Origin of the sequence: Actinomadura sp. NTSP31 (assembly GCF_041951385.1) — a bacterium.
GTDB classification, from domain to species: Bacteria; Actinomycetota; Actinomycetes; order Streptosporangiales; family Streptosporangiaceae; genus Spirillospora; species Spirillospora napierensis.
This window is the reverse complement of sequence record NZ_JBGNUT010000012.1, coordinates 89025-115492: the sequence shown is the minus strand read 5'-3', so window position 1 is coordinate 115492 and position 26468 is coordinate 89025. Positions and strand designations below refer to the sequence as shown.

22 protein-coding genes are annotated in these 26468 nt (G+C 74.5%); 12 read left to right on the top strand and 10 right to left on the bottom strand.

The window, feature by feature from the left end; all coding sequences use genetic code 11:
• Position 1: 1 nt before the first annotated feature.
• Both menC and ACA514_RS21505 read right to left on the bottom strand, forming a co-directional pair.
• The gene (gene menC / locus ACA514_RS21510; protein WP_375042985.1) at positions 2–1114 is read right to left on the bottom strand and encodes an o-succinylbenzoate synthase; all 1113 of its coding nucleotides are present in this window, start codon (positions 1112–1114) and stop codon (positions 2–4) included.
• Entirely contained in the window at positions 1114–1923 is an 810-nt protein-coding gene (locus ACA514_RS21505) for a GNAT family N-acetyltransferase (protein WP_375042984.1), read from the bottom strand. The genes menC and ACA514_RS21505 overlap by 1 nt, the downstream gene beginning before the upstream one ends.
• A gap of 154 nt (positions 1924–2077) precedes the next feature.
• Between ACA514_RS21505 and ACA514_RS21500 the strand changes: the two genes are divergently transcribed.
• Positions 2078–3235 carry a M20/M25/M40 family metallo-hydrolase gene (locus tag ACA514_RS21500; protein ID WP_375042983.1) on the top strand — a complete coding sequence of 386 codons (1158 nt, stop codon included), beginning with the start codon at positions 2078–2080 and terminating at the stop codon, positions 3233–3235.
• Positions 3236–3295: 60 nt separating this feature from the next.
• Positions 3296–6094 carry a hypothetical protein gene (locus ACA514_RS21495; protein WP_375042982.1) on the top strand — a complete coding sequence of 933 codons (2799 nt, stop codon included), beginning with the start codon at positions 3296–3298 and terminating at the stop codon, positions 6092–6094.
• A gap of 49 nt (positions 6095–6143) precedes the next feature.
• Here ACA514_RS21495 and ACA514_RS21490 read toward each other — a convergent pair whose 3' ends face one another.
• On the bottom strand, positions 6144–7652 hold the full coding sequence (locus ACA514_RS21490) for an MFS transporter (RefSeq protein ID WP_375042981.1): 1509 nt from the start codon (positions 7650–7652) through the stop codon (positions 6144–6146).
• Positions 7653–7787: 135 nt separating this feature from the next.
• Here ACA514_RS21490 and ACA514_RS21485 point away from each other — a divergent pair, with 135 nt between their 5' ends.
• A complete protein-coding gene (locus ACA514_RS21485; protein ID WP_375042980.1) occupies positions 7788–8243 on the top strand; it encodes a Zn-ribbon domain-containing OB-fold protein in 456 nt (151 codons plus the stop codon).
• A complete protein-coding gene (locus tag ACA514_RS21480) occupies positions 8240–9379 on the top strand; it encodes a thiolase (protein ID WP_375042979.1) in 1140 nt (379 codons plus the stop codon). The genes ACA514_RS21485 and ACA514_RS21480 overlap by 4 nt, the downstream gene beginning before the upstream one ends.
• A gap of 59 nt (positions 9380–9438) precedes the next feature.
• Here ACA514_RS21480 and ACA514_RS21475 read toward each other — a convergent pair whose 3' ends face one another.
• Both ACA514_RS21475 and ACA514_RS21470 read right to left on the bottom strand, forming a co-directional pair.
• Positions 9439–11550 carry an acetate--CoA ligase family protein gene (locus ACA514_RS21475; RefSeq protein ID WP_375042978.1) on the bottom strand — a complete coding sequence of 704 codons (2112 nt, stop codon included), beginning with the start codon at positions 11548–11550 and terminating at the stop codon, positions 9439–9441.
• A 1-nt stretch (position 11551) separates the two neighbouring features.
• On the bottom strand, positions 11552–12721 hold the full coding sequence (locus ACA514_RS21470) for an acyl-CoA dehydrogenase family protein (protein WP_375042977.1): 1170 nt from the start codon (positions 12719–12721) through the stop codon (positions 11552–11554).
• A gap of 150 nt (positions 12722–12871) precedes the next feature.
• Between ACA514_RS21470 and ACA514_RS21465 the strand changes: the two genes are divergently transcribed.
• Entirely contained in the window at positions 12872–13486 is a 615-nt protein-coding gene (locus tag ACA514_RS21465) for a TetR/AcrR family transcriptional regulator (RefSeq protein WP_375042976.1), read from the top strand.
• 204 nt (positions 13487–13690) lie between these two features.
• The gene (locus tag ACA514_RS21460) at positions 13691–14125 is read left to right on the top strand and encodes a hypothetical protein (RefSeq protein WP_375042975.1); all 435 of its coding nucleotides are present in this window, start codon (positions 13691–13693) and stop codon (positions 14123–14125) included.
• 26 nt (positions 14126–14151) lie between these two features.
• On the opposite strand, the gene ACA514_RS21455 is transcribed toward ACA514_RS21460, so the two are convergent.
• On the bottom strand, positions 14152–15141 hold the full coding sequence (locus tag ACA514_RS21455) for a transcriptional regulator (RefSeq protein ID WP_375042974.1): 990 nt from the start codon (positions 15139–15141) through the stop codon (positions 14152–14154).
• Between the two features lie 60 nt (positions 15142–15201).
• Here ACA514_RS21455 and ACA514_RS21450 point away from each other — a divergent pair, with 60 nt between their 5' ends.
• Positions 15202–16395 (top strand): MFS transporter, encoded by a 1194-nt coding sequence (locus ACA514_RS21450; RefSeq protein WP_375042973.1) that lies wholly within the window; start codon positions 15202–15204, stop codon positions 16393–16395.
• A 29-nt stretch (positions 16396–16424) separates the two neighbouring features.
• Entirely contained in the window at positions 16425–17345 is a 921-nt protein-coding gene (locus ACA514_RS21445; RefSeq protein WP_375042972.1) for an NADP-dependent oxidoreductase, read from the top strand.
• Between the two features lie 36 nt (positions 17346–17381).
• Here ACA514_RS21445 and ACA514_RS21440 read toward each other — a convergent pair whose 3' ends face one another.
• Positions 17382–18635, bottom strand: a complete 1254-nt coding sequence (locus ACA514_RS21440) for an alpha/beta hydrolase family esterase (RefSeq protein ID WP_375042971.1) — start codon at positions 18633–18635, stop codon at positions 17382–17384.
• A gap of 174 nt (positions 18636–18809) precedes the next feature.
• Between ACA514_RS21440 and ACA514_RS21435 the strand changes: the two genes are divergently transcribed.
• Positions 18810–19484 (top strand): phosphatase PAP2 family protein, encoded by a 675-nt coding sequence (locus ACA514_RS21435; protein ID WP_375042970.1) that lies wholly within the window; start codon positions 18810–18812, stop codon positions 19482–19484.
• Here the strand turns inward: ACA514_RS21435 and ACA514_RS21430 are convergent.
• On the bottom strand, positions 19469–20086 hold the full coding sequence (locus ACA514_RS21430; protein ID WP_375042969.1) for a TetR/AcrR family transcriptional regulator: 618 nt from the start codon (positions 20084–20086) through the stop codon (positions 19469–19471). The two genes, ACA514_RS21435 and ACA514_RS21430, sit on opposite strands and share 16 nt — an antisense overlap.
• A gap of 84 nt (positions 20087–20170) precedes the next feature.
• Here ACA514_RS21430 and ACA514_RS21425 point away from each other — a divergent pair, with 84 nt between their 5' ends.
• The gene (locus ACA514_RS21425) at positions 20171–21097 is read left to right on the top strand and encodes an oxygenase MpaB family protein (protein WP_375042968.1); all 927 of its coding nucleotides are present in this window, start codon (positions 20171–20173) and stop codon (positions 21095–21097) included.
• A 7-nt stretch (positions 21098–21104) separates the two neighbouring features.
• Here the strand turns inward: ACA514_RS21425 and ACA514_RS21420 are convergent, their stop codons facing one another.
• On the bottom strand, positions 21105–23498 hold the full coding sequence (locus tag ACA514_RS21420; protein ID WP_375042967.1) for an FtsX-like permease family protein: 2394 nt from the start codon (positions 23496–23498) through the stop codon (positions 21105–21107).
• Complete coding sequence (locus ACA514_RS21415) at positions 23495–24187, bottom strand: ABC transporter ATP-binding protein (RefSeq protein WP_375042966.1); 693 nt, start codon at positions 24185–24187, stop codon at positions 23495–23497. The genes ACA514_RS21420 and ACA514_RS21415 overlap by 4 nt, the downstream gene beginning before the upstream one ends.
• A gap of 224 nt (positions 24188–24411) precedes the next feature.
• Between ACA514_RS21415 and ACA514_RS21410 the strand changes: the two genes are divergently transcribed.
• Entirely contained in the window at positions 24412–25680 is a 1269-nt protein-coding gene (locus ACA514_RS21410) for a sensor histidine kinase (RefSeq protein ID WP_375042965.1), read from the top strand.
• Positions 25677–26408, top strand: a complete 732-nt coding sequence (locus ACA514_RS21405; protein ID WP_375042964.1) for a response regulator — start codon at positions 25677–25679, stop codon at positions 26406–26408. Before ACA514_RS21410 ends, ACA514_RS21405 begins: the two co-directional genes overlap by 4 nt.
• Positions 26409–26468: the final 60 nt, after the last annotated feature.

Sequence of the window (26468 nt, the reverse complement as noted above, 5' to 3'; positions counted from 1 at the left end):
GTCAGGTGCGGAAGGTCTCGGTCGCCTGGGCGCGGATCAGGGCCTCGTCGACCTCGTGGCCGAGGCCGGGGCCCGACGGCACGGGCACCGTGCCGTCGGTCGCGCGGATGGGCGGCGCCACGATGTCGTGGGCGTAGTACTTGTCGGAGCCGGACACGTCGCTGGGCAGGTCGAAGCCGGGCAGGGACGCGATCGCGACGTTCGCGGCGCGGCCGACGCCGAACTCGTGCATGCCGCCGCACCACACCTTCCAGCCGGCCGCCACGGCGCGGTCGTGCGCCGCGCGGGCCGCCGTGAGCCCGCCCATCCGGGACACCTTGACGTTCAGGATGCTGCCGGCGCTCAGCGCGATGGCCGTGTCGAGCTGGTCGAGGTCGTCGACCGACTCGTCCAGGCAGACGGGGGTGCCGATCGTGGCGGCGAGGCGGGCGTGCGCGGCGAGCGCGCCCGGCGCGAACGGCTGCTCGATGAGCAGCAGGCCGAGGCCGTCCAGCTCCCGCATGGTCGCGAGCGCTTCGAGCGACTCGGGGTAGACGCCGTTGGCGTCGACCTGGACGGCCAGGTCCGGGTACGCCTCGCGGACGGCCCGGGTCGGCGCCACGTCCCAGCCGGGCGCGATCTTCAGCTTGATGCGCCGGTACCCGTCGGCGGCGTGCCGCTCGACCTGCGCGAGCAGGTCCTCGACGGTCGGCTCGATGCCCAGGCTGACGCCGGCGGCGATGCGCTCGCGGGTGCCGCCGAGCGCGGCGGCGAGCGGGGTGCCGGTGGCGCGGGTCCACAGGTCCCAGCAGGCGATGTCGAGCCCGGCCTTGGCGAAGTGGTGGCCGCGGACCCGCGCCCAGGCGCGCCCCGCCTCGGACGGGTGGTCCCATTCGGCGCCGACCAGCGCGGGCGCGAGGTAGCGGCGCAGCATCGCCCAGCAGGTGTCGACGGTCTCCGGGCAGTAGTACGGGTCGCTCGGCGAGGCGATCTCGCCCCAGCCGGCGGCGCCGGAGCCGTCGGTCACCCGGACGACGATGTGCTCGAGATGCGATTTGCGGTGCGAGCTGGTCTGGAAGGTGTGGACGAGCGGCAGGCGCAGCCGGAACGCCTCGACGGCGGCGACGGCGGGCATCAGTTCTTCTCCTGCGGGTCGGGGACGAACCGGTAGACGGCGGTGTCGCCGGAGGCGACCTTGGTGACGCCGGAGGCGACCTTGCACGAGACGGCGGCGTGGCCGCCCGCGACCAGGCGGCCCATGACGTCCGCGACGCGTTGCCGGAGCGCGACGGAGGCGGCCCGGTCGGCGGCGACGTGGGCGTCCCAGTCGGCGGGCAGGCCGAGCAGCACGGCGTCCCCGTCGCGGGCGGTCTCGCCCCAGGGCACGCGCGGCGGCGCGGGCGCCCGGCGGGGCGCGGACTCCGGATCGGCCGTCAGGTCCCATTCGACGATGAGCCGGTCGGTGCGCATGCCGCGGTCGCGGCCGACGTCCTCGACGCCGAGCAGGTTCGGCTCGAACCAGCGCGCGACCGCGCCGAGGACGTCGAGGTTGAAGTGCGCGTTGCGGGTGCGGACGGGGTCGAACGACCAGCGCATCGCGGTGACGCCGGTGGACAGCACCTGCTCGCGCTGCCCGAGCTTGAGGGCGCGGCCGACGCCGCGGCCCTGCTGGTCGTCGCGGACGGCGGCCATCTGCGAGTAGTGGTAGACGGCGCCGGACGGGGCGATGCCGCCGAAGCCGTAGGCGAACCCGACCAGCTCGCCGCCGTCGAACGCGCCGACGACCGAACCGCCGTTGTGCGCGAGCGAGATGAGCAGCCGCGGGCTGACCGCGGGGTCGGTCTCGCCGAGCCGGAACACCTCGCGGTACAGGGCGACCGCGGCGCGCATCTCCGCGGGCCCGGACAGGGGCCGCACGTGGACGGCCGGGGATCTCACAGGCATCGCATCGCTTACTGTCAGCACATGTCCTGACCTAGATATGTTGTAGATCTATGTCCTCGTTGTAGCATCATGCCTTGTCAGCGTCAAATATTGCGAGGATGCTGACGGACATACGATTCGTATGTTCGTCAACGATCTTCGGAGCCGGAGGGACATGACCGCGCTGGACCCTGCTGCCGCCGCCCGCATCACCGAGGCCGCCGCCGCTCTGCTGGACCCTTCCCGCGCCCGCCTGCGCGCATACGCCCTCGCCGAGTCGCCCAGCGGCGACGCCGCGGCGCTGGCCCGCTGCGCCGGCCTGGTCGAGGCCGGGCAGGCCGCCGCCGGCGGCCGGGTGCGCCGGGTGCCGTCCCCGAGCGGCGACCATCTGGTCACGTCCTGGGGGCCGGACGGACCCGGGCACCTGCTCGTGGTCGGCCACTACGACACGGTCTGGCCGGTCGGGCGCCTCGCCGACATGCCCTACACCGACGACGGCACGACCATCACCGGCCCCGGCGTCTTCGACATGAAGGGCGGCCTCGTCGCGCTGGAGACCGCGTTCCAGGCGCTCGACGCCGCCGGGATCGCGGTGCCCGCGCCCGTCCGCGCCGTCGTCGTCGCGGACGAGGAGGTCGGCAGCCCCACCGGCCGCGCGCTCGTCGAGGCCGAGATGGAGGGCGCCGCGGCGGTCATCGGCCTGGAGTCGCCGCACCCCGACGGCGCGCTGAAGTCCGCGCGGCGCGGCAGCACCCGCGTCGCGCTGCGGGTCCGGGGCCGCGAGTCGCACGCCGCGCTCGACCCGGGCCGCGGCGTGTCCGCGATCGACGAGCTGCTCGACCAGCTCGCCGCCGTCCGCGCCGCCGTCCCGGACGACGGGACGACCCTGCTCAACATCGGCCGCATCGAGGGCGGCCGCCGCGCCAACGTGATCGCCGGGGACGCCTGGGCGGAGATCGGCCTCCGCTTTACCGACGCCGGATCCGAGCGCCGGATGCTGGACGTGCTCCGCGCCGCCCGCCCGGTCCGGGACGGCGCTCAGGTCGAGGCCGAGGTGCTGACGTCCCGCCCGACCTGGCAGGACGACCCCGGCAACCCGCTGCTGGCGCACCTGGCGGAGGTGGGCGCCGCGCTCGGGCAGACCGTCCGGGGCCGTCCGGCGGCGGGCGCGGGCGACGCGAACCTGCCCGGCTCGCGCGGCCTGCCCACGCTCGACGGCCTCGGCCCGCGCGGCCGGGGCGCGCACGCCGCGGACGAGCGCATCGAGGCCGCCGACCTGTCCCGCTGCGCCGCCCTCCTCGCCGCGCTGATCGCCGCGCCGTTCCGCCCCTGACCCGTCCAGAACGTCGGAAACCGGTCGACTCCGCGAGCCGGGCGGGCAAGACTTGACCTTGTGAAGATCAGGCTCGCGGGCGGAGTCGTCGCCTCGGACATGGGCGCGTGGACGGCGGGTCCGTCCGGCGCCCCGGTCCGGGTCGCCGACGGGTCCGGGGCGCAGCCCGGCGCGGCCGTCGCGCTGGGGCCCGCCGGCGCGTCCGGCGAGGACGTCCGGCACGCCGTCGGGGAGCTGTCCGCGCTGGTCGAGGCCGGTGGGGTGGTCGCCGCGGGGGCGGGCGCCGACCTCGGCGCCGGGTTCCGCTCCGCCCGTCTGGAGGGGGCGCGCGGCGACCAGCGCGACGCGGTCCTCGCGGCGTTGCGGGCGCTCGGGCTGGAGCACGCGGACCGGCTGGGCGACCGGACCCGGCTCCTGGTGGCGCTGTTCGGCCCGTCGGTCACCAGGCGGGTGGGCGCGGCGGCGGCGAAGGCGGCCGGCGAGGGACGGTGGGCGGCGCTGCACCTGGCGTCCGCCGCGAGCGACGTCCTCGGGCCCGAGCAGCTGGAGCGCGTCCTCGACCTCGACGGGCCCGACACCGCCGTGCCGGGGTCGCCGTCCGTGCTCGCCGGCTACCTGCGCCGGGTGCTGGCGGACGTGCCGCGCCCGCGCCGGCTCGACCTGCTCCTCGACCTGTGGGCGCGGGTGCTCGGACAGCAGGAGCGACTCGGCCGCCGCGACCGCCGCCTGGCCACGCAGGGCCGCCGCGACCGGCTCGACGACCTGCGGGAAAGCCGCGTCCGCTACGAGGACGAGGTGGTCGCCGGATGGCTGAGGGGCGAACTCGGGCACGAGCCCTCGCTCGCCGACGCGGCGCGGTGGACGCCGCCCGACGCCTACTGGCGCGACCAGCTCGTCCGGACGTTCCAGGACGCGATCGCCGCCACCGCCCTGCTGCGCACCGCCGTCGCGGTCGCCGACCACGGTTTCGAGGAGGGGCTCGCGCGCTCCGCGGCGCTCCTCGGCGCCGTCATCGAGCGGTGCCCCGCGTGGGCCGGCGGCCGCGGCCGTTCCGGCGGGCTACCCGCCCGGCCCACCGTCCCCGTGGGGGAGATCCACCGCAGGCTGTCCGCCGGCAAGCCCGTCGACGCCCGGCTCTTCGGCTTCGTGAAGCCGCGGCTGACCCGCGCCAAGGAGTTCGGCGTCCTCGTCGTCGAGACCGTCGAGGCGGTCATGGACCGGATGATCGGGCACCACGACGACCTGCTGCGCGACTGGGGCGGGCACGGCCTGCGCGGCTGGCGCGCCGCGTCCGGGTACAGCGCGGTGCGGCCGCTCGCCGGATGGGGCGGCATCCCGCCGTGGACCGGCCCGCTCCTCGGCGACCGCGAGCCGCTGCGCGAGCGCGAGGAGCTCGTCGGCGACCTGCTCTGGTACGTCGACCTGATCGACGCGCTGGCCCAGCTGCACGGGCACGACGCGGCGCGCTCGGTGGACGGCACCGGCGCCCCCTGGTTCGACCACGACCCGCCGCCGCCGGAGGAACCGGAGCCCCTCACGCCCCGGCTCGACTCGGTGACGCTGGCGGTGTCGGGCGCCGCGCAGCTCATCGCGCTCGGCGGCGTCCCGCCGAAGGGCGCGCGCACCTGGACCGGGTTCACCGCGGGCCTGGCCGCCGGGACGGCGATCAGGGAGGCGCTGACCGGCGCGTTCAAGGTCCCGCCCGCGCTGGCCGCCCTGGACGGGATGGCCGTGCCCGGCGCGAAGGTCCGGGTGAAGGCGGCCCGCAGCGCGCGCGACCTCGCCGAATGGTCGGACTACATGGGCAACTGCATCGCCGGCCACTGGTACGTCGAAGACGCCCGCGAGGGCCGCGTCGCCCTGCTCGGCCTCTACGACCAGGACGGCGTGCTCGTCGTCAACGCCGAGGTGAGCCCGCGCCGCCCGCTGTCGCGCGGCTGGCGGGTCACCGAGATCGCGGCGCGGTTCAACGAGGCGCCCGACCCCGAGCTGGAGCGCCGGTTCCGCGCCTGGGTCGGCGCGATCCCCGGCACGAGGCCGCCCGAGGAGCCGGTGCCGGACGAGGTGCCGCCCGTCCGGACGCCGCGCCGGCGGGCCGCGCCGCGCCTGGTCGAGGAGGTCGGACCGGCGCTCGGCGACCTCGCCCGCGCGGCCTGGGACCGCACCGGCGCCGGGACGCTGGAGGTGTTCGCCGCGCTCGCCGCGACCCCGCCGGACGCGGCGCTCACCCGGCTGCGCCGCCTCGGGTCCGCGCAGCTCACCGCCGCCGTCCGCCGCGCGCTCGGCACCGGGGCCGTCCCGCTCGTCCGGCTGTGGGACGCGACGGGCGCGCGGCCGCTCGCCACCGCGCTGGACGGCCTCGACCCGGCGCTGCGGGAGCGCTTCGACCGGCTGCCGCTGCTGCTCGGCGAGCCGCCGCTGCCGAAGACGCTGCGCAGGCTCGTCACGCTGCCCGCGATCGCCGGCCCGTACGCGCTGGACCTGGTCGCGCGCCGGGTCCGCGCGGCGGTCGGGCGGCTGGCCGTCCAGGACGATCCGGCCGTCGCCCGCGCCGTGGCGCACCGCACGACCGAGCCGCCGCTGTGCGCGCTGGCCGTCCTCGTCACCTGCGACGCGCCGGACGTCCCCCTCGCGACCGTCGTGCCGCCGCGCGAGGTGGCCGTTCCCGGCTATCCGGCGACCACCCTCGAGGACGAGGACGGGCCGTGGCGGCGCGCGCTGCCCGATGCCGCCGAGCTCGGCGCCGACACCGCGCTGTTCTGGGACGAGATCGCCGAGCACGGGCTGCGCGTCCCCTCGTCCTGGCTCGGCGCGGGCGGCTGGACGGCCCTGTGGTCGCGCGCCCACAGCCACCGCTGACGGCCGCCCCGCGGACCACCGGTCCGCGGGACGGCCGCCGGCGGACCGCCTACCTCTCCGCCTCGGCCGCCTCCAGGTCGGCCTTCGCGGCGCGCGGGCTCCACCGCCCGGCGAGCGGCAGCATCAGCGCGAAGAACAGCAGCTGCGCGACGATGCACACCCACCACCAGTGCTGCCACTGGTGCGGCGCGTCCGCCGCCGCCTGCTTGATGTCGGCGAGCTGGTGCATCAGCGCCGCCGAGGGCGCGTGGCCCGCCTCCTGCGCCGCCTTGGCCTCCGCGAGCTTCCCGGGGGCGTCGACCAGGGTGTTCGCGCTGCTCACCACGTACTGCAGCGCGAAGACCGAGCCGGCGACCGCGATCCGGGTCGTCCAGCCCCAGACGGCGAGGCCGTGCGCCATCACCGCCGGGTTGCGGCGCTCGATCGTCTCGGTGAACGCCGCCATCCACGGCGCGTACGCGATGGCGAGGCCGACCGCCAGGAGGCTGACGATCGTCGCCAGCGTCGCGAAGCTCGTGTGCGGATGGGAGGCGCGGGTCAGGAACACGTACGTCATGACCACCGCGAGGACGGTCCCCGCGGCCATGAACGGCTTGCGCACCCGCGTCCGGTCGGACACGACCCCGACGATCACCAGCGCGATCGCGTCCATCGCCCAGTACCAGGTGTTGATGCCGTTGGCGCGGGACGTGGAGAACCCGAACGTGGTGGTCAGGTAGATGGTGAAGAACCCGACCGCCGTGTAGTAGATGATCAGGAAGATGGAGATCCCGGCGGCCGGGGCGAGGATGTCGAGCTTCATCATCTGCGCCCACGGCCGGCCGAGGTCGGCGCTCGCCTCGGCCTGCTCGGCGCGCGCCTCCACCTTCGCGCGGTCCTCGGCGCTGACCATGACCTGGCTGCGCAGGCCGGGGTTCAGCTCCCGCAGGCCGCCGAGCGCGATCGCGAACACGACGAGCCCGAAGGCGCCCATGATGTAGTACTGGCTGGCCCAGCTGTCGTCGAGGCGCTCCAGCGTCCGGTTCGCGACGAAGCTGACGATGAGGCTCGCGACGACCGGGCCGAGCGTCCAGAAGCCCATCGCCGACGCGCGGCCGAGCTGCGGGGAGAAGTCCCGGACCAGCGCGGGCGTGGCCACCAGGATCACCCCCTCGACCATCCCGATCACGGTGAGCAGCACGACGAACGCCCACTTGTTCGGCATGGACGGGATGAGCAGCGTCAGCACGCCGGTGACGCCGAGCCCGTAGGCGACCAGGTTCGCGCGGCCCCATTTGTCGCAGAGGCCGGCGGCGAGCGCGCCGAACGCGCCGACCAGGCCCCCGATGACCAGCGCGTTGACGTAGAAGAGGAAGGACATCTCGAAGTGGGCGAGCACCAGCGGCGCGACGCCGCCGGTCACGTACTGCTCGCAGTACAGGACGATCGTGGCGAGGACGACCACCGCGAGGTACCACACGCGGGGGCCGGTTTCCGGGTAGCGGTCGAGGTCGCGCTTCCAGAGGCGGTCGATCGCGGCTCTGGGTTCAGGGGCGGCCGGGTGATCGAGGGTGGTCATGGCACCTCTTTCCGGTTGTCCCGGCGGGGGGCTTTCGGGCCCGGTGGTTCTAGAAGCGAACTCTAGATTCGGGTCCTTAAATTTTCCAGAGCAAAGTTCTAGAATCTCGATCTAGAACTCTCAACGAGGAGGGCGATGTCCACCGCCTCCAGGCCCGCACCGTCCAAGGCCCAGCCCAAGGCACCGTCCAAGGCCGTCCCGCGGCCCACCCCCGACACCCGGCCGTTCTGGGACGGCGCCGCCGCCGGCGAGCTGCGCGTCCAGCGCTGCCGCGGCTGCGCCCGGCACTTCTTCTATCCGCGCCCCGCCTGCCCGCACTGCGGCTCCGGCGACGTCGAGTGGGTGACCGCCAGCGGGCGCGCCACGCTCCACTCGTACGTGATCAACCACCGTCCGGCGCCCGGCTTCGAGGACGAGGCGCCCTACGTCATCGCGATCGTCGAGCTGGAGGAGGGCGTCCGGATGATGAGCAACCTCGTCGGCGTCCCAGCCGACCCCGAGCACCTGCCGCTCGACCTGCCGCTCCGCGTCGTCTTCGAGCCGCGCGGCGACGTGCGCCTACCGCTCTTCACCCCCGCGGAGGCCCGGTGAACATCGTCATCGCGGGTGCGGCCGAGACCGACGGGATCGGCCGGCTGCCCGACCACTCCACCCGGCAGCTGCACCTCGAAGCCGCCCGCAACGCCCTCGCCGACGCCGGGCTGACCAAGGACGACATCGACGGCGTCGCCGCCGTCGGCACCCCCGGCCCGGTCGAGATCGCGCATTCGCTGGGGATCGAACCCGCCTGGCTGGACGGCACGCAGGTCGGCGGCTCGTCGTTCCTGTTCCACGTCCGGCACGCCGCGGCGGCGATCAGCGCCGGGATGTGCCACACCGTCCTCATCACGCACGGCGAATCGGGCCGCTCCCGCGTCGGCGCGCCCCGCTACGCCCGCTCGCCCGACTCGCTGAGCGGCCAGTTCGAGGCCCCGTACGGCGTGTTCGGCCCGACGAGCGCCTTCACCCTCACCGCGCTGCGGTACATGAAGGACACCGGCCTCACCCACGAGCAGCTCGCCGAGGTCCCGGTGGCGCAGCGGCGCTGGGCGAACCTCACCCCGCGGGCGATGTACCGCGAGCCGATCACGGTCGAGGACGTCCTCGCGTCCCGGATGGTCGCCTACCCGTTCCACCTGCTGGAGTGCTGCCTGGTGACCGACGGCGGCGGCGCGCTCGTCGTCACGTCCGAGGACCGCGCCCGCGCGCTCGGCACCCGCCGCCCGCTCGTGCACCTGCTGGGGGCGGGGGAGTCCGCCGAGTCGCCGATCATCTCGCAGATGGCCGACCTGACCAGCTCGGCGGGGTTCCGCCGGGCGTCCCGCGCCGCGTTCGCCGAGGCGGGCATCGGGCACGGCGACGTCGACCATGTGATGATCTACGACGCGTTCGCGCACCTGCCGATCTACGGCCTGGAGGACATGGGCTTCGTCGGGCGCGGCGAGGCGGGCGCGTTCATCGCCGAGGGCCACACCTCGCCCGGCGGCCGGCTCCCGCTGAACACCAACGGCGGCGGCCTGTCCTACACCCACACCGGCATGTACGGGATGTTCGCGATCCAGGAGGCCGTCCGCCAGCTCCGCAAGGAGGCCGCCGCGCAGGTGCCGGACGCGGAGGTCAGCGTGGTGCTGGGCAACGGCGGCATGTTCATGTCCGCCGCCGTGCTCGTGCTGGCCTCGCACCGCTGAGCCGCGGTGTGCCGCCCCCCAAGGCAGGCCGTCACAGGGGGCGGCGCACCGCCACGGCGTCAGTTCCAGGTGATGAGGGCGTCGAGGATCTCGACCTCGGCGCCGTCGACGCGGAGCGGGTTGACCTCCAGCGCCTCGAGCCGGTCGCCGAGGGACGCGGCGACCGCGGCGACGCGCGCCACCACGTTCGCGACCGCGTCGAGGTCGGCGGGCTTGGCGCCGCGCGCGCCGTTGAGCAGCGCGGCGCCGCGCAGCTCGCCGAGCGCCTCCCGGACGTCGCGCGCGTCCACCGGCAGCAGGCGCAGCGCGGAGTCGCGCAGCACCTCGACCCACACGCCGCCGAGCCCGACCGCGAGCGTCAGGCCCCACGCCGGGTCGCGGACGATCCCGGCGAGCAGTTCCACGCCGCCGGACCGCTGCGGCTGGACGAGCGCGCCCGCACCGGCGTGCCCCGCGAGCGCGGCCACGACCTCGCGGTAGGCGGCGCGGACCGCGTCCGGACCGGCCAGGCCGAGGCGGACGCCGCCGATGTCGCTCTTGTGGGCGAGGCCGTCCGCCGCCGCCTTCAGCACGACCGGATAGCCGAACCGGTCCGCCGCCGCGACCGCCGCGTCCTCGCCGCCGACCAGCTCGGACGGCACCACGGGCAGCCCGGCTCCGGCGAGGAGCGCGGCGGCGCGGTGCTCGGCCCACACGCCGGTCGCGCCGTCCACCGCGATGCGCTCGCCGGCCGCGGGACGCTCCGGGCGTTCCAAGGCGCGCCGCCGCGCCGCCGACCAGCGGACGGCCGCGCCGATCGCCTGCATCCCGTGCTCGATCCCGCCGACGACGTGCGGGAACCCGGTCTTCTCCTGGACGGTCCGCCCGAACTCCGACACGTCGGTCAGCGTGTTGCCGACCACCACGACCGGACGCGGCGACGCGGCGATGCGGCGGGCGTGCGCCTCGAAGTTCGCCATCGGCACCGACGGGTCGGGCGGCGTGAACCGGGGCAGGTCGGTCAGCAGTATCACCGCGTCGATGCCCGGATCGGCGGAGACGATCTCCAGCGCGCGGCCGAGGAGCGTCCGGTCGATGAGGACGTAGCCGGTGACGTCCAGGGGGTTCTGCACGGTGGCGAACGGCGGCAGGATCTCCGCCAGCGCGGCGGTGGTCTCCGGGGCGTACGCGGGCAGTTCGAGGCCCTCGTCCTCGGCCCGGTCCGCGATGATCTCCGACGCCCCGCCGGACGGGGTGACCACGCCGATCCGCGGCCCCGGCAGCGGCCCGGCGGAGGCCAGCAGCCCGGCGGTGACCATGAGGTCCTCCAGCGACCGGACCCGGATCACCCCGAGCCGCCGGAACGCCGCGTCCACCACGCCGTCGTCGCCGACGAGCGCGCCGGTGTGCGCCCGCGCGGTGCGCGACGCCAGCCGGCTGCGCCCGATCTTCAGCGCGACGACCGGCTTGCCCGCCGCCAGCGCCCGCCGCGCCGCCCGCGCGAACGCCTCCGGGTCCCGCACCGACTCCAGGAACAGCGCGACGACCCGGGTCGCCGGGTCGTCCACCAGGTAGTCGACGACGTCCGGCACGGTGACCAGCGACTCGTTGCCCATCGAGGTCAGCAGGCTGAGCCCGATGTTGCGGGCCTGCGCGAACGCCAGCACCGAACTGGCCAGCGCGCCGCTCTGCAGCACGACGCCGACCGGCCCGCGCAGCAGCGGCGGGGGGATCGGCAGCCCGTACGGGGTGATCCCGGCGGCGGCGTTGATGTAGCCGTTGCCGTTCGGGCCGAGCACGGTCAGCCCCGCCTCCCGCGCGAACGCGACGACCTCGGCCTCCAGCCGCGCGCCGTCCTCGCCCGCCTCGCCGAACCCGGCGGTCAGCACGACGTAGTTCCTGATGCCGGCCCCGGCGCCGTCCCGCAGCACGGGCAGGACGGCGCGCGTCGGCACCATCACGTAGGCGAGGTCGACCGGCCCGGGCAGCTCCGCCAGGCTCGGGTACGCGGCGTGCCCGTGCACGAGCCCGCCGCGCGGGTTGACGAGGTGGACGGGGCCGGCGAACCCGTGCGCCCGCAGGTTCCCGAACGTGCTCACCGACCAGCCGGACTTGTCGCTCGCGCCGACCAGCGCGATCGAGCCCGGATTGAACAGCGCGCGGACCCCGGCCCGCGGATCGCGAGAGGTCATCTCACTCCCCGATGGCGCCCAGGCGGACGTGCCCCCTGAGCAGGTTGCGGGCGATGGTCCGGCGCTGGATCTCGTCGGTGCCCTCGAAGATCCGCAGCAGCCGCAGCTCCCGGTACCAGCGCTCGATCGGCAGTTCCTTGGTGTACCCCATGCCGCCGTGGATCTGCAGCACCCGGTCCACGACCTGGTTCGCCATGACCGCGCCGTTCAGCTTGGCGATGGACGAGGCGTGCCGCGCGTCCAGCCCCTCCTGCACCCGCCACGCCGCGTACAGCGTCAGCCACTTCGCCGCCTCGATCTCCACCTGCGAGTCGGCGATCATCCACTGGATGGCCTGGTAGTCGGCGATCGGGTGGCCCATGGACACGCGCACCTTGGCGTAGTCGACGGCCATCTGCAGCATCCGCTCCGCCGCGCCGATCGCCCGCGCCGGGATCATGTAGCGGCCCTGCCCGATCCACCGCATCGCCAGGTCGAAGCCCTTGCCGACCTCGCCGAGCACGTTGGCGCCGGGCACCCGGACGTCCTCGAACACCAGCGACGCCGGCCCCCACTCGCCCATGGTCGGGATCGGCTCGGACTTCCAGCCCATGTCCCGGTCGACGAGGAAGCAGGTGACGCCGCCGTCCGCGCCGAGGTCGGGGTCGGTCACGGCGAACACCATGACGAAGTCGGCCTCGTTGCCGCCGGTGATGAAGGTCTTCTCGCCGTTGATGATCCAGTCGTCGCCGTCGCGGACGGCGCGGGTGCGGATGCTGCGGGCGTCCGACCCGGCGCCGGGCTCGGTGATGGCGAAGCACGACCGCCGCTCGCCCTCGATCGTCGGGACCAGGTAGGCGCGCTTCTGCCGCTCGTCGCAGGCGTACAGGATGTTGTCGGCGGTGCCGCCGAAGCTGAACGGGACGAACGTGCGGCCGGTCTCCATCGCCACGATCGCCGACATCAGCGGGCCGAGCGCGGCGCCGCCGTACTCCTCGGGCGTGTTGATCCCCCAGAACCCGGACCGGCGCGCCTTGTCGCGCAGGTCGCGCAGCACCTGCGGGTCGAGCCCCGGGCGCCCGGCGCGCTCGTTGCGCAGCACGTCCGGTTCGAGCGGCACGACCTCCCGCTCGACGAACGAGCGGACGGTGTCGCGGATCTGACGTTCCTCGGCGCTCAGCGAGAAGTCCATGGGCCGGCCCTCCGATCAATCCTAGAATCTATTTCTAGGAATCGGTTCTAGGTTGCGCATCGGGCCGTCCCGCCGTCAAGCCGTCCGGAGCGCTTTCTAGAATCTGTTCCACCGACGGCCGGACGGCGGCCGCCGACGGACGGGGGACCGATGGCCCGCAAGCCGAGCGGCAGGGGCGGTTGGGAATGGAGCCGCACCGCGCAGACGCGCCGCACGATGCTCGAGGCGGCGCGCGAGGTGTTCTGCGCGCACGGCTTCGCCGACGCCGCGATCTCCGAGGTCGTCGAGCGCGCCGGCTCCAGCGTCGGCAGCCTCTACCACCACTTCGGCGGCAAGACCGAGCTGTTCCTCGCCCTGTGGGAGGAGCACGAGGGCGCGCACGAGAAGGCCGCCACCGCGAGCGTCGCCGAGGCCAAGAACGCCGGCGTCGACGACCCCGTCGAGCTGTTCATCGCCGGCGCCCGGGCGTTCCTCGCCGGCTCCTGGGAGCGCCGCGACCTCGCCCGCCTGTTCATGGACGGCGACGGCCCGCCCGGCTTCGACCTGATGCGCCGCACCCGCCGCCGCGACTGGGTCCGGCAGAACGCCGTGCTGCTCGCGCTCGGCGGCGAGCCGATCGACCGCCTCACCGTCGCCGTCCTCACCACCGTCATCGGCGAGGCCGGCCGTGAGGTCGCCACCAGCGAGGACGAGGCCGAGGCCCAGGAGGTCATCGACGCGGCGATCGAGCTGATCCGCCGCTTCGACCGCGCCACCGCCTGCTGACCGGGCCCGGATTACGGACGTTTCCGCGAATGGAAAAGGGACGCCGCATTTCGGAACGCGACGGCGGCATGCGGTAACACTTTTCTGCTCTTTACATGATTGGTTGCGCCACATAGAGTCACTGGCGTTGACCGCTTGTAACGAGCGGAATCGACCATGTCGTCACGGGGTGTGCACCCGGGGGAAAGCGAGGGCAGCAAATCCATGAGCATGTCCAGTGGAATCGCAGGGGCTCGGCGCAAGGCCGGAATCGCCGTCGGACTCGGCGCGGCCGCGCTCGCGCTCGTCGCCGCGGCGCCTCCCGCCAGTGCCGCGGCGGCACCGTCCACGTCGCCCGCCGTCTCGCACAAGTACTACAGCAATGCCGGAAATATTCCGAAATGCCCTTCGGGGCGCGCCTGCGCCATCGTCTCCTACGGCAGCGGATACTACGTTTTCGACTTCTACAAGTACGGCACCTACAACCTGAGCAATTGGCGCGGCCAGGGCGGCCTCACCAATGCGCAGACCGGCGGCGCCGCGGTCAGGCTCTACAACCGCGGCGGCGCGCAGATCGACTGCGTTCCCGCGGCTCCCATCACGGCCGAGGTCGACTGGACCCCGGCCTGGAAGATCAGGCTGACCCGGAGCGGCTGCTGACCCGGTGTCCCGCCCGCGCGGCCGGCTCACCGGCCGCGCGGGCGGGACGTCCGCTGGGCCGCGAGGAGCGCTTCGGCGGCGGGGGTGCGGTAGTAGAGGACCGAGCGGCCGGCGCGGCGGCGGCGGACGAGCCGGGCGTCCAGCAGGATCTTCAGATGGCGGCCGACGCTGCCGAGGCCGCGGCCGGTCAGGGCCACGAGCTGGGTGGTGCTCTTCGGGGTGTCCAGCAGGACGAGCACCGACGCGCGCACGGGGCCGAGCAGCGCGCCGAGCGCGTCGGGCACCGGGGCGGCGTCCGCGTCGGCGAGGGTGCCGGAGCACGGGTAGACGATCGCGTACCGGGACGACGCCCGATCCCAGGAGACCCAGGACTGCCCCGGGGTGACCGGCACGAACATCAGCGGTTTCCCCGCCAGGTCGCGCGGCGGGTAGTCGGCGGTGTTGATCTGCAGCCGGTTCGCGCCGAGCCAGCGCATGCCGGGGCGCATGTCGCTCAGGGCCGCGGCCCAGCCGCCCTGGCTCAGGTGCGCGACGCGGGAGACGATGTCGGCCTCGATGATCCGGCGCCGCCGCGGCCAGTCGGGCCGGACCATCTCCCGCCACACCCAGGTGAGCAGGCCGGCGGCGCGTTCGGGCAGGTCGTCGCGGTCGAGGACGGACGGCGGCGGGCCGTCGAGGGAGACGGCGAGGTCGGCGCGGGCGGCCTCGGGGGCCGTGCCCCGGATCCACTCCAGTTCGGCCTCGAACGACGCCTCCGGCTCGCCGGTCGGGGTGGGCGTGACGAAGTCGGCGTTCCACCTCGGCACGAAGGCCGCCTGGACGAGCCGCGCCGTCACGGGGTCGGCGGCCATCCGCGCGCGGTAGGCCGGCAGGTGGGCGTCCAGCCACGCGCGTTCGGCCGGGTTCCCGGCCCTCTCCCAGCGCAGCGCCTTCAGGCAGGCGGTGGCCTCGGCGAGCGGCGAGACGACGAACCGGCTCCCCGCGAGCGTGTCCGCGTTGATCTCCCACCAGCCCAATGGTTTCGCCTCCCCGCGAAAGAGTAACGGGCCCGGCGGGATGCCCCGGAGAATTCGATCATGCGCACCTACGGGGACCTGTTCCGCACGCCGGAGTTCACGCCGCTGTTCCTGACCTCGGCCGGCCAGGTGGCGGCGCAGACGGTGAGCGGGCTGGCGCTCGGCACGCTCGTGTACGCCAGGACCGGTTCGCCGCTGCTGTCGTCGCTGGCGATGTTCGGGCCGATGCTCGCCCAGCTCGCGGGGGCGCTGACGCTGCTGTCGGCGGCCGACCGCCTTCCGCCGCGCGCCGCGCTCGCGGGCCTGTCGCTGCTGTTCGCCGCCGGCACCGCCGCGCAGGCCGTCCCGGGGCTGGCCGTGTGGGGCGTGTTCGCCCTCGTCCTCGCCCTCGGGGTGGTGAGCGCGGTCGGCGGCGGGGTGCGGTACGGGCTGCTGAACGAGATCCTCGACCGGGAGGGGTACCTGCTCGGCCGGTCGGTGCTCAACATGTCGGTCGGGCTGATGCAGATCATCGGGTTCGCGATGGGCGGCGTCCTGGTCAACGCGCTCTCCGCGCGCGGGACGCTGCTGATCGGCGCGGCCCTGTACCTCGCGGCGGCGGCCACCGCCCGGTTCGGGTTGAGCGCCCGCGCGCCGCGCGCCACCGGGCGCGCGACCGCCGGGGAGACGTGGCGCAACAACGTCCGGCTGTGGTCGTCGGGGCCGCGGCGGGCCGTCTACCTGGCGCTGTGGGTGCCGAACGGGCTGATCGTCGGCTGCGAGTCGCTGTTCGTCCCGTACGCGCCGCGGAACGCGGGGCTGCTGCTCGCGGCCAGCGCGGTCGGCATGCTCGCCGGGGACACGCTCGCCGGGCGGTTCGTCCCGCCGGCCTGGCGCAAGACCCTCGACGCGCCCATGCGGCTGCTGCTCGCCGCCCCCTACCTGGTCTTCGCGCTGAACCCGCCGCTGCCCGTCGCGGTGGCCGCGATCACCGCGGCGAGCGTCGGGTACTGCGCGACCCTGCTGCTCCAGGACCGGCTGCTGCAGCTCACCCCGGACGAGCTGAGCGGCCACGCCCTCGGCCTGCACTCGTCGGGGATGCTCGCCATGCAGGGGGTCGGCGCCGCGCTCGCGGGCGGGATCGCGCAGGCCACCTCGCCGGCGACGGGAATGGCGGTGATGGGGGCGGCGTCGGTCGCGGTCACCGTGTCCCTCGTGCCGGGGCTGCGGGTGCGTCCCGCACCCGGCACCGCACCCGTGGGCGAGCGGGTTTAGCGGGCGGGCCCGGTGGCAGGTTGAGGGACATGCGTGCCGCCACCTATGACTCCTATGCCTCCGACAACTCCCGCCTCACCGCCGGCGAGGCGCCCGACCCGAAGCTCGGCCCGAGCGAGGTGCTGGTCGAGGTGCGCGCGGCGGGCGTCAACCCGGTGGACTGGAAGGTGATGTCCGGCGGGCTCGACGCGATGATGGACGTCGTCTTCCCGGTGATCCCCGGCTGGGACGTCGCCGGGGTCGTCCGCGCGGCCGGCCCGGACACGCCGGAGTTCGCGCCGGGCGACGAGGTCATGGCCTACGCCCGCAAGAGCGTCGTGCACGCCGGGACGTTCGCGCAGTACGTCGCGGTTCCGGCCGTGCACTGCGCGCGCAAGCCGGCGGCGCTCGGCTGGAACGAGGCGGGCGGGCTGCCGCTCGCCGGGATGACCGCGCAGCGCTCGCTCGACCGGCTGGAGGTCGGCAAGGGCGACGTGCTGCTCGTGCACGCGGCGTCCGGGGGAGTGGGGGGCTTCGCGGTGCAGATCGGCGTCGACCGGGGCGCCCGCGTCATCGGTACCGCGTCCGAGTCCAACCACGACCACCTGCGCGAACTCGGCGCCGAACCGGTCGCCTACGGCGACGGGCTGGTGGAGCGGGTCCGCGAGCTCGCGCCGGACGGCGTCACGGCGGTCGCCGACTTCGTGGGCGGGCAGCTTGACGCGACGCTCGCCGTCCTCGCGCCGGGCGGGCGGCACGTGTCCGTCGCCGACAACAGCGTGGAGCAGCACGGCGGCCACTGGATCTGGGTGCGACCCGACGGCGCGAAGCTCGCGGACCTGGCCGCCATGGTCGAACGCGGCGCGCTGCGGGTGGACGTCGCCAAGACGTTCTCCCTCGACGACGTCGGCGCCGCCTTCGACGAGAGCCGGAGCGGCCACACGCGCGGGAAGCTCGTCATCACGCCGTAGGACCGGGCCGCCCCAGCGGACGGCCCGGTCCGGGGTTCAGCAGCCGGAATCGGCGATGACGTAGTAATTCGTGGAGGTCTCCTTCAGCGTGTGCGTGACGAACACGTTGTAGAGGCCCATGTTCTGGTTGGAGCCGTTGGCGTAGGTGTAGCCGCCGCTCATGTGCGCCCGCCCCGCCACGACCTGCGCGTAGTTGCTCGCCGTGAAGCACTGCTGCGGCCCGCCGGGGTCACCCGGGTCGCCGGGGTCACCTGGATCGCCCGGGTCGGTGCCGTCCGAGCCGTCGAGCCCCCAGAACTTCGCCGTGTACGAGGTGGAGCAGATGGCGTCGAGGAAGTACGCGCCGGTGGTGCCGCACTGGTCGGTGCCCGAGCCGGGGTCGACGGCGAGGCCGTGGCCCATCCCGGAAATGGAGTACACCTCGACGGCCGGTTTCCCGTTCGCGTCGTTGTAGACGCTCTGCGTGGTGCCGCCGGGCAGGCTGTGCGTGCTCGACGGCGTCTGGGAAATACCCCAGACGTTCGTCCACTGGTCGCGCAGTTCGGTGGCGTTCACCGGATAGACGGTGTAGTCGGAGGTGCCCTGCCAGATGGCGACGCGCGGCCACGGTCCGGTGTAGCCGGAGTGGCTGTTGCGGACCTTGTCGCCCCACTGCGCGGGCGTGAGGTTCTGATTGTTCATCTGGCAGCCGCTCGCGGCGGCGAGGCTGGTGGCGCACTGCGCCGGAAGGCCCGAGTCGATCGCGCCGCCGGCGAAGACGTCCGGGTAGGCGGCGAGCAGGTCGGCCGTCATTCCGCCGCCCGCCGAAAGCCCGGTGGCGAACACCCGGTGCGGATCCGAACCGTGCTTCTGCTCGGCGTAGGAGACCATCTGGACGATCGACGCCGACTCGGTGCCGCCGCGCGCGTCCTTGGCGGGATCGAACCACTGGAAGCATTTCTGGATGTTGTTGGACGTGGTCGTCTGCGGGAACACGACCGCGAACTTCCACTGGTCGGCGAACTGCGGCCAGCCCGAATGGGAGTAGTAGTCGTCCGCGCTCTGGGTGCAGCCGTGCAGCGCCACCACGAGCGGGGCGCCGGACGGCAGCCCGGCCGGGACGTACTCGTACATCTGCAGGTTCCCGGGGTTGGACCCGAATCCGGTGACCTGCTGGTAGGTGCCGGTCGCGGCGTGCGCCGGGGCGGTGGTCGCGACCGCGCCCAGCACGGCGGCGGGCAGGGTGAGGGCGGCGGCGGACGCGAGCCATTTCGCGAGGCGCCGCAGAATGCGCGGGGGTGGTCGATGCATGAGGGCTCTCCCGGATCGGTCGAACGGGGTGGGGATCGGGAAGGAGGGGCGCCCATCCGGCAGTCAAGCCAATGCGGTGCCCTTTCGAAATGTGCGGGGCGCCCATGTCGCCCCCGGCCCGCTATGGGGCCGTGCCCCATGCGTCACGGGTGGTGATCGGGGAAGACCCTCCGTATGCGCTGGCGGTCGTGGGGCTGGTACGTCCTCGCCGCCATCGTCATGGCCGGTGTCACGGCCGACGTTCTGGCGGACGGCCCGCTCCGGCATCTCGACTGGACGGTCCACAGGTTCTACGACGCCGATGTCCGGGGCGGGTGGATGTCGGTCGTCGGGGTTTTCACCCAGCTCGGGCAGCGCGGCGTCATCGTGGAATACGTCCTCGTCCCCCTGGCGGTTCTCGGGGTTCTCCGGACGCGTTCGCCGCGTCCCGCACTGGTGCCGTTCGCGGTCGTGGTTCTGCTGTCGCTGCTCCAGATCGGGGTGAAGTCGGTGATCCCGCGAACGTATCCGTACGGGAACACCGACGTCCTGTGGACGCACGGCGACGCTTATCCGTCCGGCCACACCCTGAACGGCTTCCTGCTCATCTGGGTCGCGGTCGAACTGCTCGTCATCGTCGTCCCGGCCCTCGGCCGGCGGCTGACGGCGCGGGCCCGGCGCGACGCCGCGCTGGTCACCGGGTTCCTGACCGGCGCGTCCCTCACGCTCGCCGACGAGCACTGGCTCACCGACGTGCTGTTCAGCCTGGCGCTCGGGCCGGTGCTGCTGACCGGGCTGGTGGCGGCGGACCCCTTCACCCGCCGGTTGTGGCCGGGCGAGCCGGTGCGGGCCGGCTACCCGCGGATATAGCGGATCACCAGCTCGGCCAGCTCGTCGATCATCCGCTCGCGGGGGATCGGCGGCCGGTCCAGCACGTACTTGATCGACAGCTCGCCGACGGCCTCGGCGAGGATCCACAGCGCGGCGTCCACGTCCAGGTCGTCGCGGAACGCGTCCCGGTTCACCAGCAGGTACACCCGGACGAGGTCGGTCAGCCGCCGCTGCAGCGCGGCCAGCTTGTCGAACGGGCCGAGCCGCGGGATCTGCTCGACGATGATCCGCAGCAGGTCGGCGTGCTCCTCGAACAGCCGCATCTGCACGTCCAGCAGCGCGCGGCCGGCCTCCTGCCACGACGCGTGCATGGTCGACTCGATCTGCGCGCCGAGCCGGTCGGCGAGATGGTCGGCGAACCGGTCGATGACCGTGATGACGATCGCGTCCTTGTTGGGGAAGTACTGGTAGAGCGAGCCGTTGCTGATCCCGGCCGCCCTGGCGATGCGGTTGGTGGACGCGCCGTCGTAGCCGTGCTCGGACAGAACGCGAGTGGCGGCGTCCAGGATGCGCTCCACCGTCTGCCGCGACCGGTCCTGGCGCGGCGTCCGGCGGGGCGAGAGCCCAGGTGAGCGGGGCATCGGGGGACCCTTCCGGAACGCGACTTGTAAGCGACTACTTATTCGCGTTCCACTGTAATGCGAGACGCATCGGGAGGCGAGACCATGACGATGACCGAGAACGCGGCCACCGCGCCAGCAGCGGACGCCGCGGCCCGGGGCGCCGCGCGCCCCGAGCCCGTCCCGTTCGAGCCCGGCTCGATCCTCTGGGACACCATGGGGCTCTACACCTCGGCGATCGCGGGCAACAGCGTGTTCATCCTGCAGACCATGCATCCGGCGATCGGCACCGTGGTCGACCGGTTGTCCAGTTTCCGCCGCGATCCGCTGGGCCGCGCCGCGCGCAGCTTCGCGTCCGTGCAGACCTGGGTGTACGGCGGGCGGACCGCGATCGAGGAGGGCAGGCGGCTCCGCGAGATGCACAAGCCGCTCAGCGCGGTGGACGAGGAGGGCACCAGCCACCACGCGCTGTCGGCGGAACCATGGGCATGGGTGCACCTGACCGGCTTCTACGCCGCCGTCACCGCGTCCAAGTACTTCGCGCCCGCGCCGATGACCCCGGACGAGCAGCAGCAGGTGTTCGACGAGTTCCTCAACCTCGGCCGGATCCTGCAGGTGCCCGAGCGGATGCTGCCCAAGACCATCGAGGAGTACTGGGCGTACTTCGACGACATGGTGGAGAACACCCTCGTCCCGCACAAGGTCGCCCTCGAAGTCCTCGACCGGATGGACAAGCTCCCGCCCGGCGTCCCCGCGCCGCTGCGGCCGGTGGCGACGCCCCTGATCGCCGCCACCGGCCGCCTCGGCCGCCTCATCTCCGTCGGCACGCTCCCGCCGGGCGCCCGCGAGAAGCTCGGCCTGTCGTGGAGCAAGGCCGACGAGCGGAGACTGCGCGCCGTCGGGCAGGTCATCGGGCGCAGCACGCCGCTGCTGCCCGAGCGCCTCCGCTACATGCCGATCGCCTACCGCGCCCGCCAGGCCGCCCGCGCCCAGGAGAAACTCCGGCAGGTCCTGGAGACCCGCCCCCTCTGAGGCCGGGTCACTCGGTGCGGAGGGCGGTCGCGGTGCGGGCCTTCGCGGCCCAGCCGGCCGGCAGCAGCGCGCCGAGCATCGCGATCGCGATGCCCCCGAGCGCCAGCGGGACGACCAGCGGGACGTCGTAGACCGCCGTCATGCGCGCGGTCAGCCGGGTGCCCGCGGCGTCCCCCATCAGCGGCATGACCAGGTGGTGCAGGGCGACGCCCGCGGGCAGGCCGAGCAGGCCGCCCGCGGCGCCGAGCCCGGCGACCGAGGCGAGCACCATCGCGATGGTCTGCCGCGGTGCCATCCCGATCGCCTTGCAGACGCCCAGGTCGTGCACGCGTTCCCGGGTGTCCAGCACGACCGCGTTCAGCACGCCGAGCCCCGCCACCGTGACCAGCAGCAGCGTGAGCAGTGCCGCCAGCGAGTCCAGGACGACGATCGTGCTGCTGGTGTCGCCGCCGGTCGCCATCGCCTGCACGCCGAGCGGCTTGAGCGCGCGGTTCAGCCCGCCGAGGTAGGACGCCGTCGAGACCCCCGGCTTCAACCGGACGAGGTACTCGTCGGCCGCGCCCCGGTCCCCGACTCCGGAGAACGAGGAGGCGGCGGCGTGCACGCGCATCCCGTCGTTCTCGAGGTCGAACGCCTCGCCCACGATCCGCAGCCGCACCGCGGTGCCCTGGTCCAGCACGGTGATCGTGTCGCCGATGCGGTGGCCGGTCACGTCGAGGAAGTGCGTCGGCACCACGGCCTGGCCTGGGCCGGTGACCCAGTGCCCCGCGATGATCTCGTACGCGCCCGCCCGCAGATCGTCCTGGTAGAGCCGCATGTCGACCGCTCCCACGACGCCCGTCACGGTCGCCTGCGCGCTGCGGACTCCGTAGAACGACGCCGTGCCGGACTGGGCGGAGATCGCGGCCTTCACCTTCGCCCCGTCCATCGGAGGCGGCCCCTGCTCAGGTCCTCGCGCAGGTCCTTGCGCCGGTTTCCGCTCCGGTCCCTGGCCGGGCGGCGGCCCTGCCTCCTGAGGAGCGAGCCTCCCGCCCATCACGCTGACGGCGGCGGACGTGGCGGGGTCGCGGGCGTCGCCGATGACGTTCAGCGACGCCGCCAGGCCGATCGCGAACGTCGCGGCGGCGGTCCCGAACACCACGGCCGCGAGCATCGACGCCGACCGGACGGGGCGCGCGAAGGGCGTCGCCAGCCCGAGCGTCACCGCGCGCGGCAGCGGCAGCCGCCCGGCGATCCGCTGCGCCCGCCGGCCGCGTCCCGTGCTCGGCGCCCGGCCGACCGCGATCGCCTCGGCGGTCCGCAGCCGTCCCGCCCGCAGCGCCGGGACCAGGGCGGCGACCGCCACGACCAGCAGCGCGCCCGCCGCGACGGCGGCGTCGACCCACCAGGCGACCGACAGGCCGGTCGTCCCGTACACCTGCTGCACGTCGCCGAGCAGCGGGTAGGCGATCAGGTTCCCGGCCACCACGCCGAGCAGGGTCCCGACGGCGGCCGGGACGAGCGCCTGCGCGACGTAGGCGCGGACGACCTCGGCGGGCGTGCAGCCGATGGCCTTCAGTATCCCGATCCGCCGCAGGTTCGCCCCGACCGTGCCGCCGACCACGCCGGCGACGACGATGATCGACATGCCCAGGCCGAGCGCGCCGAACGCCATCAGGAACGGAACGAACGTGGCCGCCTCGCGGTCGGCGGCGTACTTGGCGTCCAGATACGACTGGGTACCGGCCAGCGCGCCCTTCGGCAGGGCCGCCGCCAGCTTCGCGCGGTCGGTGGCCAGCGCCGACTTCGCCGGCGACCCCGAGAACCGGTACAGCATCTGCGTCGTCGCGGGCGTCTTCGCCGTGCGGAGCGCGGCGAGACCGGCCGGGGTCGTCCACGCGTCGGCGGAGCCGGTGACCGAGCGGGCCTGCCCGACGACCTTCAGGGTCCGCCCGCCCGGCGCGGTCAGCACCGCCCCGACGCCGACGTCGGGCGGCACCTGCACCGGCATCACGATCTCGCCCGGCCCGGACGGCCACCGGCCCGCCGTGATCTCCAGCCGGTCGACCGGGCCGCCGGAGGAGGACCGCCCGGCCACGGTCAGCTCGGGCAGGGGAGCCCCGCCCCGCGCCGTGAGCGAGACGACCGCGACCGGGAACGGCCCGGCGCTCGCCGTGACGCCCGGCAGGTCCGCGGTCGCCGCGGCCTGCGCGGCCGTGGCCTTCCCGCCGTCGAGCTGCGCGGTCAGGTGCGCGCCGTGCGCCCGCCCGAACGCGTGGTCGAACGGCGCCGACGAGGCCACCATGAGCGACCCGGCGACGACCGCGGACGCCACCGACATCAGCGTGGCGAGCGCGACCACCAGCGTCTGGACGCGCCGCCGCCCCACGCCCGAGCGCACGACCCGGCCGAGCGCGCTCATCGCCGCGCCCCCGCCCGCTCGTCGGCGGCGATCGCGCCGTCGACCAGCGCGACCGTCCGGCTCGCCAGCGACCGCGCGAGCGCCATGTCGTGCGTGACCAGCACGATCGTCTGCCCGCCCGCGTGCACCTCGGCGAGCAGCTCGCGCACCTCGTGGCCGGACGCGGTGTCCAGCGCGCCCGTCGGCTCGTCGGCCAGCAGCAGCGCCGGCCGGTTGACCAGCGCCCGCGCGACCGCGACGCGCTGCCGCTCGCCGCCCGACAGCCGCCCCGGGTAGGCGCCCGCGTGCCGGCCGATGCCGAGCGTCTCCAGCAACTCGGCGGCACGGTCCGCCGCCTTGCGGCGCGGCACCCCCGCCAGCTGCGCGGGCAGCCGCACGTTGTCGGCGACGGTGAGGTCGTCCAGCAGGTTGAAGAACTGGAACACGAACCCGATCCGCTCCCGCCGGAACCGGGCGAGCGCCGCCTCCCCGAGCCGGTCGACGCGCCGCCCGTCCACCGTCACAGTCCCGGCGGACGGCCGGTCCAGCCCGGCGACCAGGTTCAGCAGCGTCGACTTCCCGCTGCCCGACGGCCCGACGACCGCCAGCGCCTCGCCCTCCTCGACGGCCAGCGACACCGGCCCGAGCGCCGGCACGGCCGCGCCGCCGTACTCCTTCGTCGCGCCGTCCAGCTCGATCACGTCTCCCATGAGGCTCCCGCCCTCCGCCTGCGGGCGGCACGCCGCCGCCCGGTGTCAGCGGACGTGAAGCTATGCGCGGCGGGCCGGCCGGGGCGTCCGCCGCCGCACCGACATCCGGTCCGCCGCGCGGACGACTCCGCCGGGCGTCATCCTCGCGATGTACGCCGCACGGGCGAGGATCCCGCCCGCTCAGCCGATACCGGGCCGGCGCGGGGGGAGACACAATGTGGGGCATGCAGGTGGACGGACCGCGCGACTGGCGCGAGGGGCTGCGCGGGCTGCTCCGGCCCGAACCGGCGGACGAACCGCCCTCGCGCCGCGCCCTCGCCACGGACGCGGCGTTCGCCCTCATCCTGACCGCGGTGGCGCTGCTCGTGGCGGCGAAGACGGGCGGCGACCATCCGCAGAAGATGGACTTCGGCCCGGACGCGCCGCCCGCCCCGCCCGCCCCGCCCGACGGCGTCGACGACGGCACCGGCGCGGCCCACCCGTCCTGGAGCCTGACCGTCCTGTCGGTGCTGCCGCTGGCCTTCCGGCGCGTGTACCCGCTCACCACGTTCTGGGTGGTGCTGGTGGCGGCGTGCGCCCTGAAGAACGGGCTCAGCTGGGTGACGGTGCTCGCCTGCCTGGTCGGCGGCTTCAGCGCCATCGCCCACAGCCGCTACCGCACGCAGGCCGTCGCGAGCCTGGGGGCCGCCGCCGTCCTCGCCGGCCTCGCCTACCGCGGCACCGCGGCCTCGCTGCCGGACTGGTCGGCGCCCTTCTTCATCCTGCTCGCCGCCGGCGTCCTGGCCATGACGGTGCGCTCCTGGCGGCGCCGGCTCGCCGAGACCGAGCGGGAGCGGGACGAGGCGGCGCGGCGCGCCGTCGAGGTGGAGCGCGCCCGGATCGCGGCGGAACTGCACGACGTGGTGACCCACAATGTGAGCGTGATGGTGATCCAGACCGGCGCGGCCCGCAAGGTGGTGGACGCCGACCCGGAGCTGTCGAAGAAGGCGCTGCTGGACGTCGAGGCCAGCGGGCGCGCGGCGATGGCGGAGCTGCGGCACGTCATGGGCCTGCTGGCGCCGTCCGTCGACGAGGCCGCCGGCGTGCCCGTCCCGCAGCCGGGCCTGGACCGGCTCGGCCCGCTCATCGACCGGGTCCGCGCCACCGGCCTGCGCGTCACCGCCGACCTCGACCCGCCGCCGGGGCCGCTGCCGCCCGGCGTCGACCTCACCGCCTACCGGGTCGTCCAGGAGGCGCTGACCAACGCGATGAAGCACGCGTCCGGCGCGTCCGCCGCGGTGGCGGTCCGGTGCGACGGCGACGACCTGCGCATCGAGATCACCGACACCGGCGGCGCGCCCGGCGAGGGCGCGGCGGGGGCCCGGGCGGGCAACGGCCGCGGCCTGATCAACCTGCGCGAGCGGCTCGCCGTCTACGGCGGGACGCTGGAGTCCGGCCGCACCCTGGCCGGCGGGTTCCGCGTCGCCGCCACGATCCCCTGGCGGGCGCCGTGACCGGGCCCGGCGCCGCCGCCGCGGGCGGCGCGGGCCTGCGGGTCGTGATCGCCGACGACCAGGCGCTCGTCCGCACCGGCTTCCGGATGATCCTCGCGGCCGACGGCATCGACGTCGTCGCCGAGGCCGCCGACGGCGCGGACGCGGTCGCCGCCGTCCGCCGCACGCGCCCGGACGTGGTGCTGATGGACATCCGGATGCCGGAGACGAACGGGATCGAGGCGACCCGGCAGATCACCGCCGCCGGCGGCGGCGCCCGCGTGCTCATCCTCACCACCTACGACCTGGACCACTACGTCTACGCGGCGCTCACGGCGGGCGCCAGCGGCTTCCTGCTCAAGGACGTGACGCCCGAGCAGCTCACCGCGTCGGTCCGGCTCGTCCAGGCGGGGGACGCGCTGCTCGCGCCGGCCATCACCCGCCGCCTCATCGAGCGCTTCGCGCCCCGCGACGAGGCCCTCGACGCGGTCCGGCCCGCGGTGCACCGCGACCTGTCGCAGCTGACGCCGCGCGAGCTGGAGGTGCTCGGGCTGCTCGCCACCGGGCTGTCGAACGCCGAGCTCGCCGAGCGCCTCACGCTGAGCGCCGCGACCGTCAAGACGCACGTGGCGCGGATCCTGTCCAAGCTGAACCTGCGCGACCGCGTCCAGGCCGTCGTCCTCGCCTATGAGACCGGGCTGGTGTCGGCGGGCCGGGGACCGTCCGGAGGCGGCGATTCCGTTCCTTGATCGCGCGTCCGCCGGACGGTGTTCTCCCGGTCCGGTGAATTCACCGGAGCGGGCGTTCAC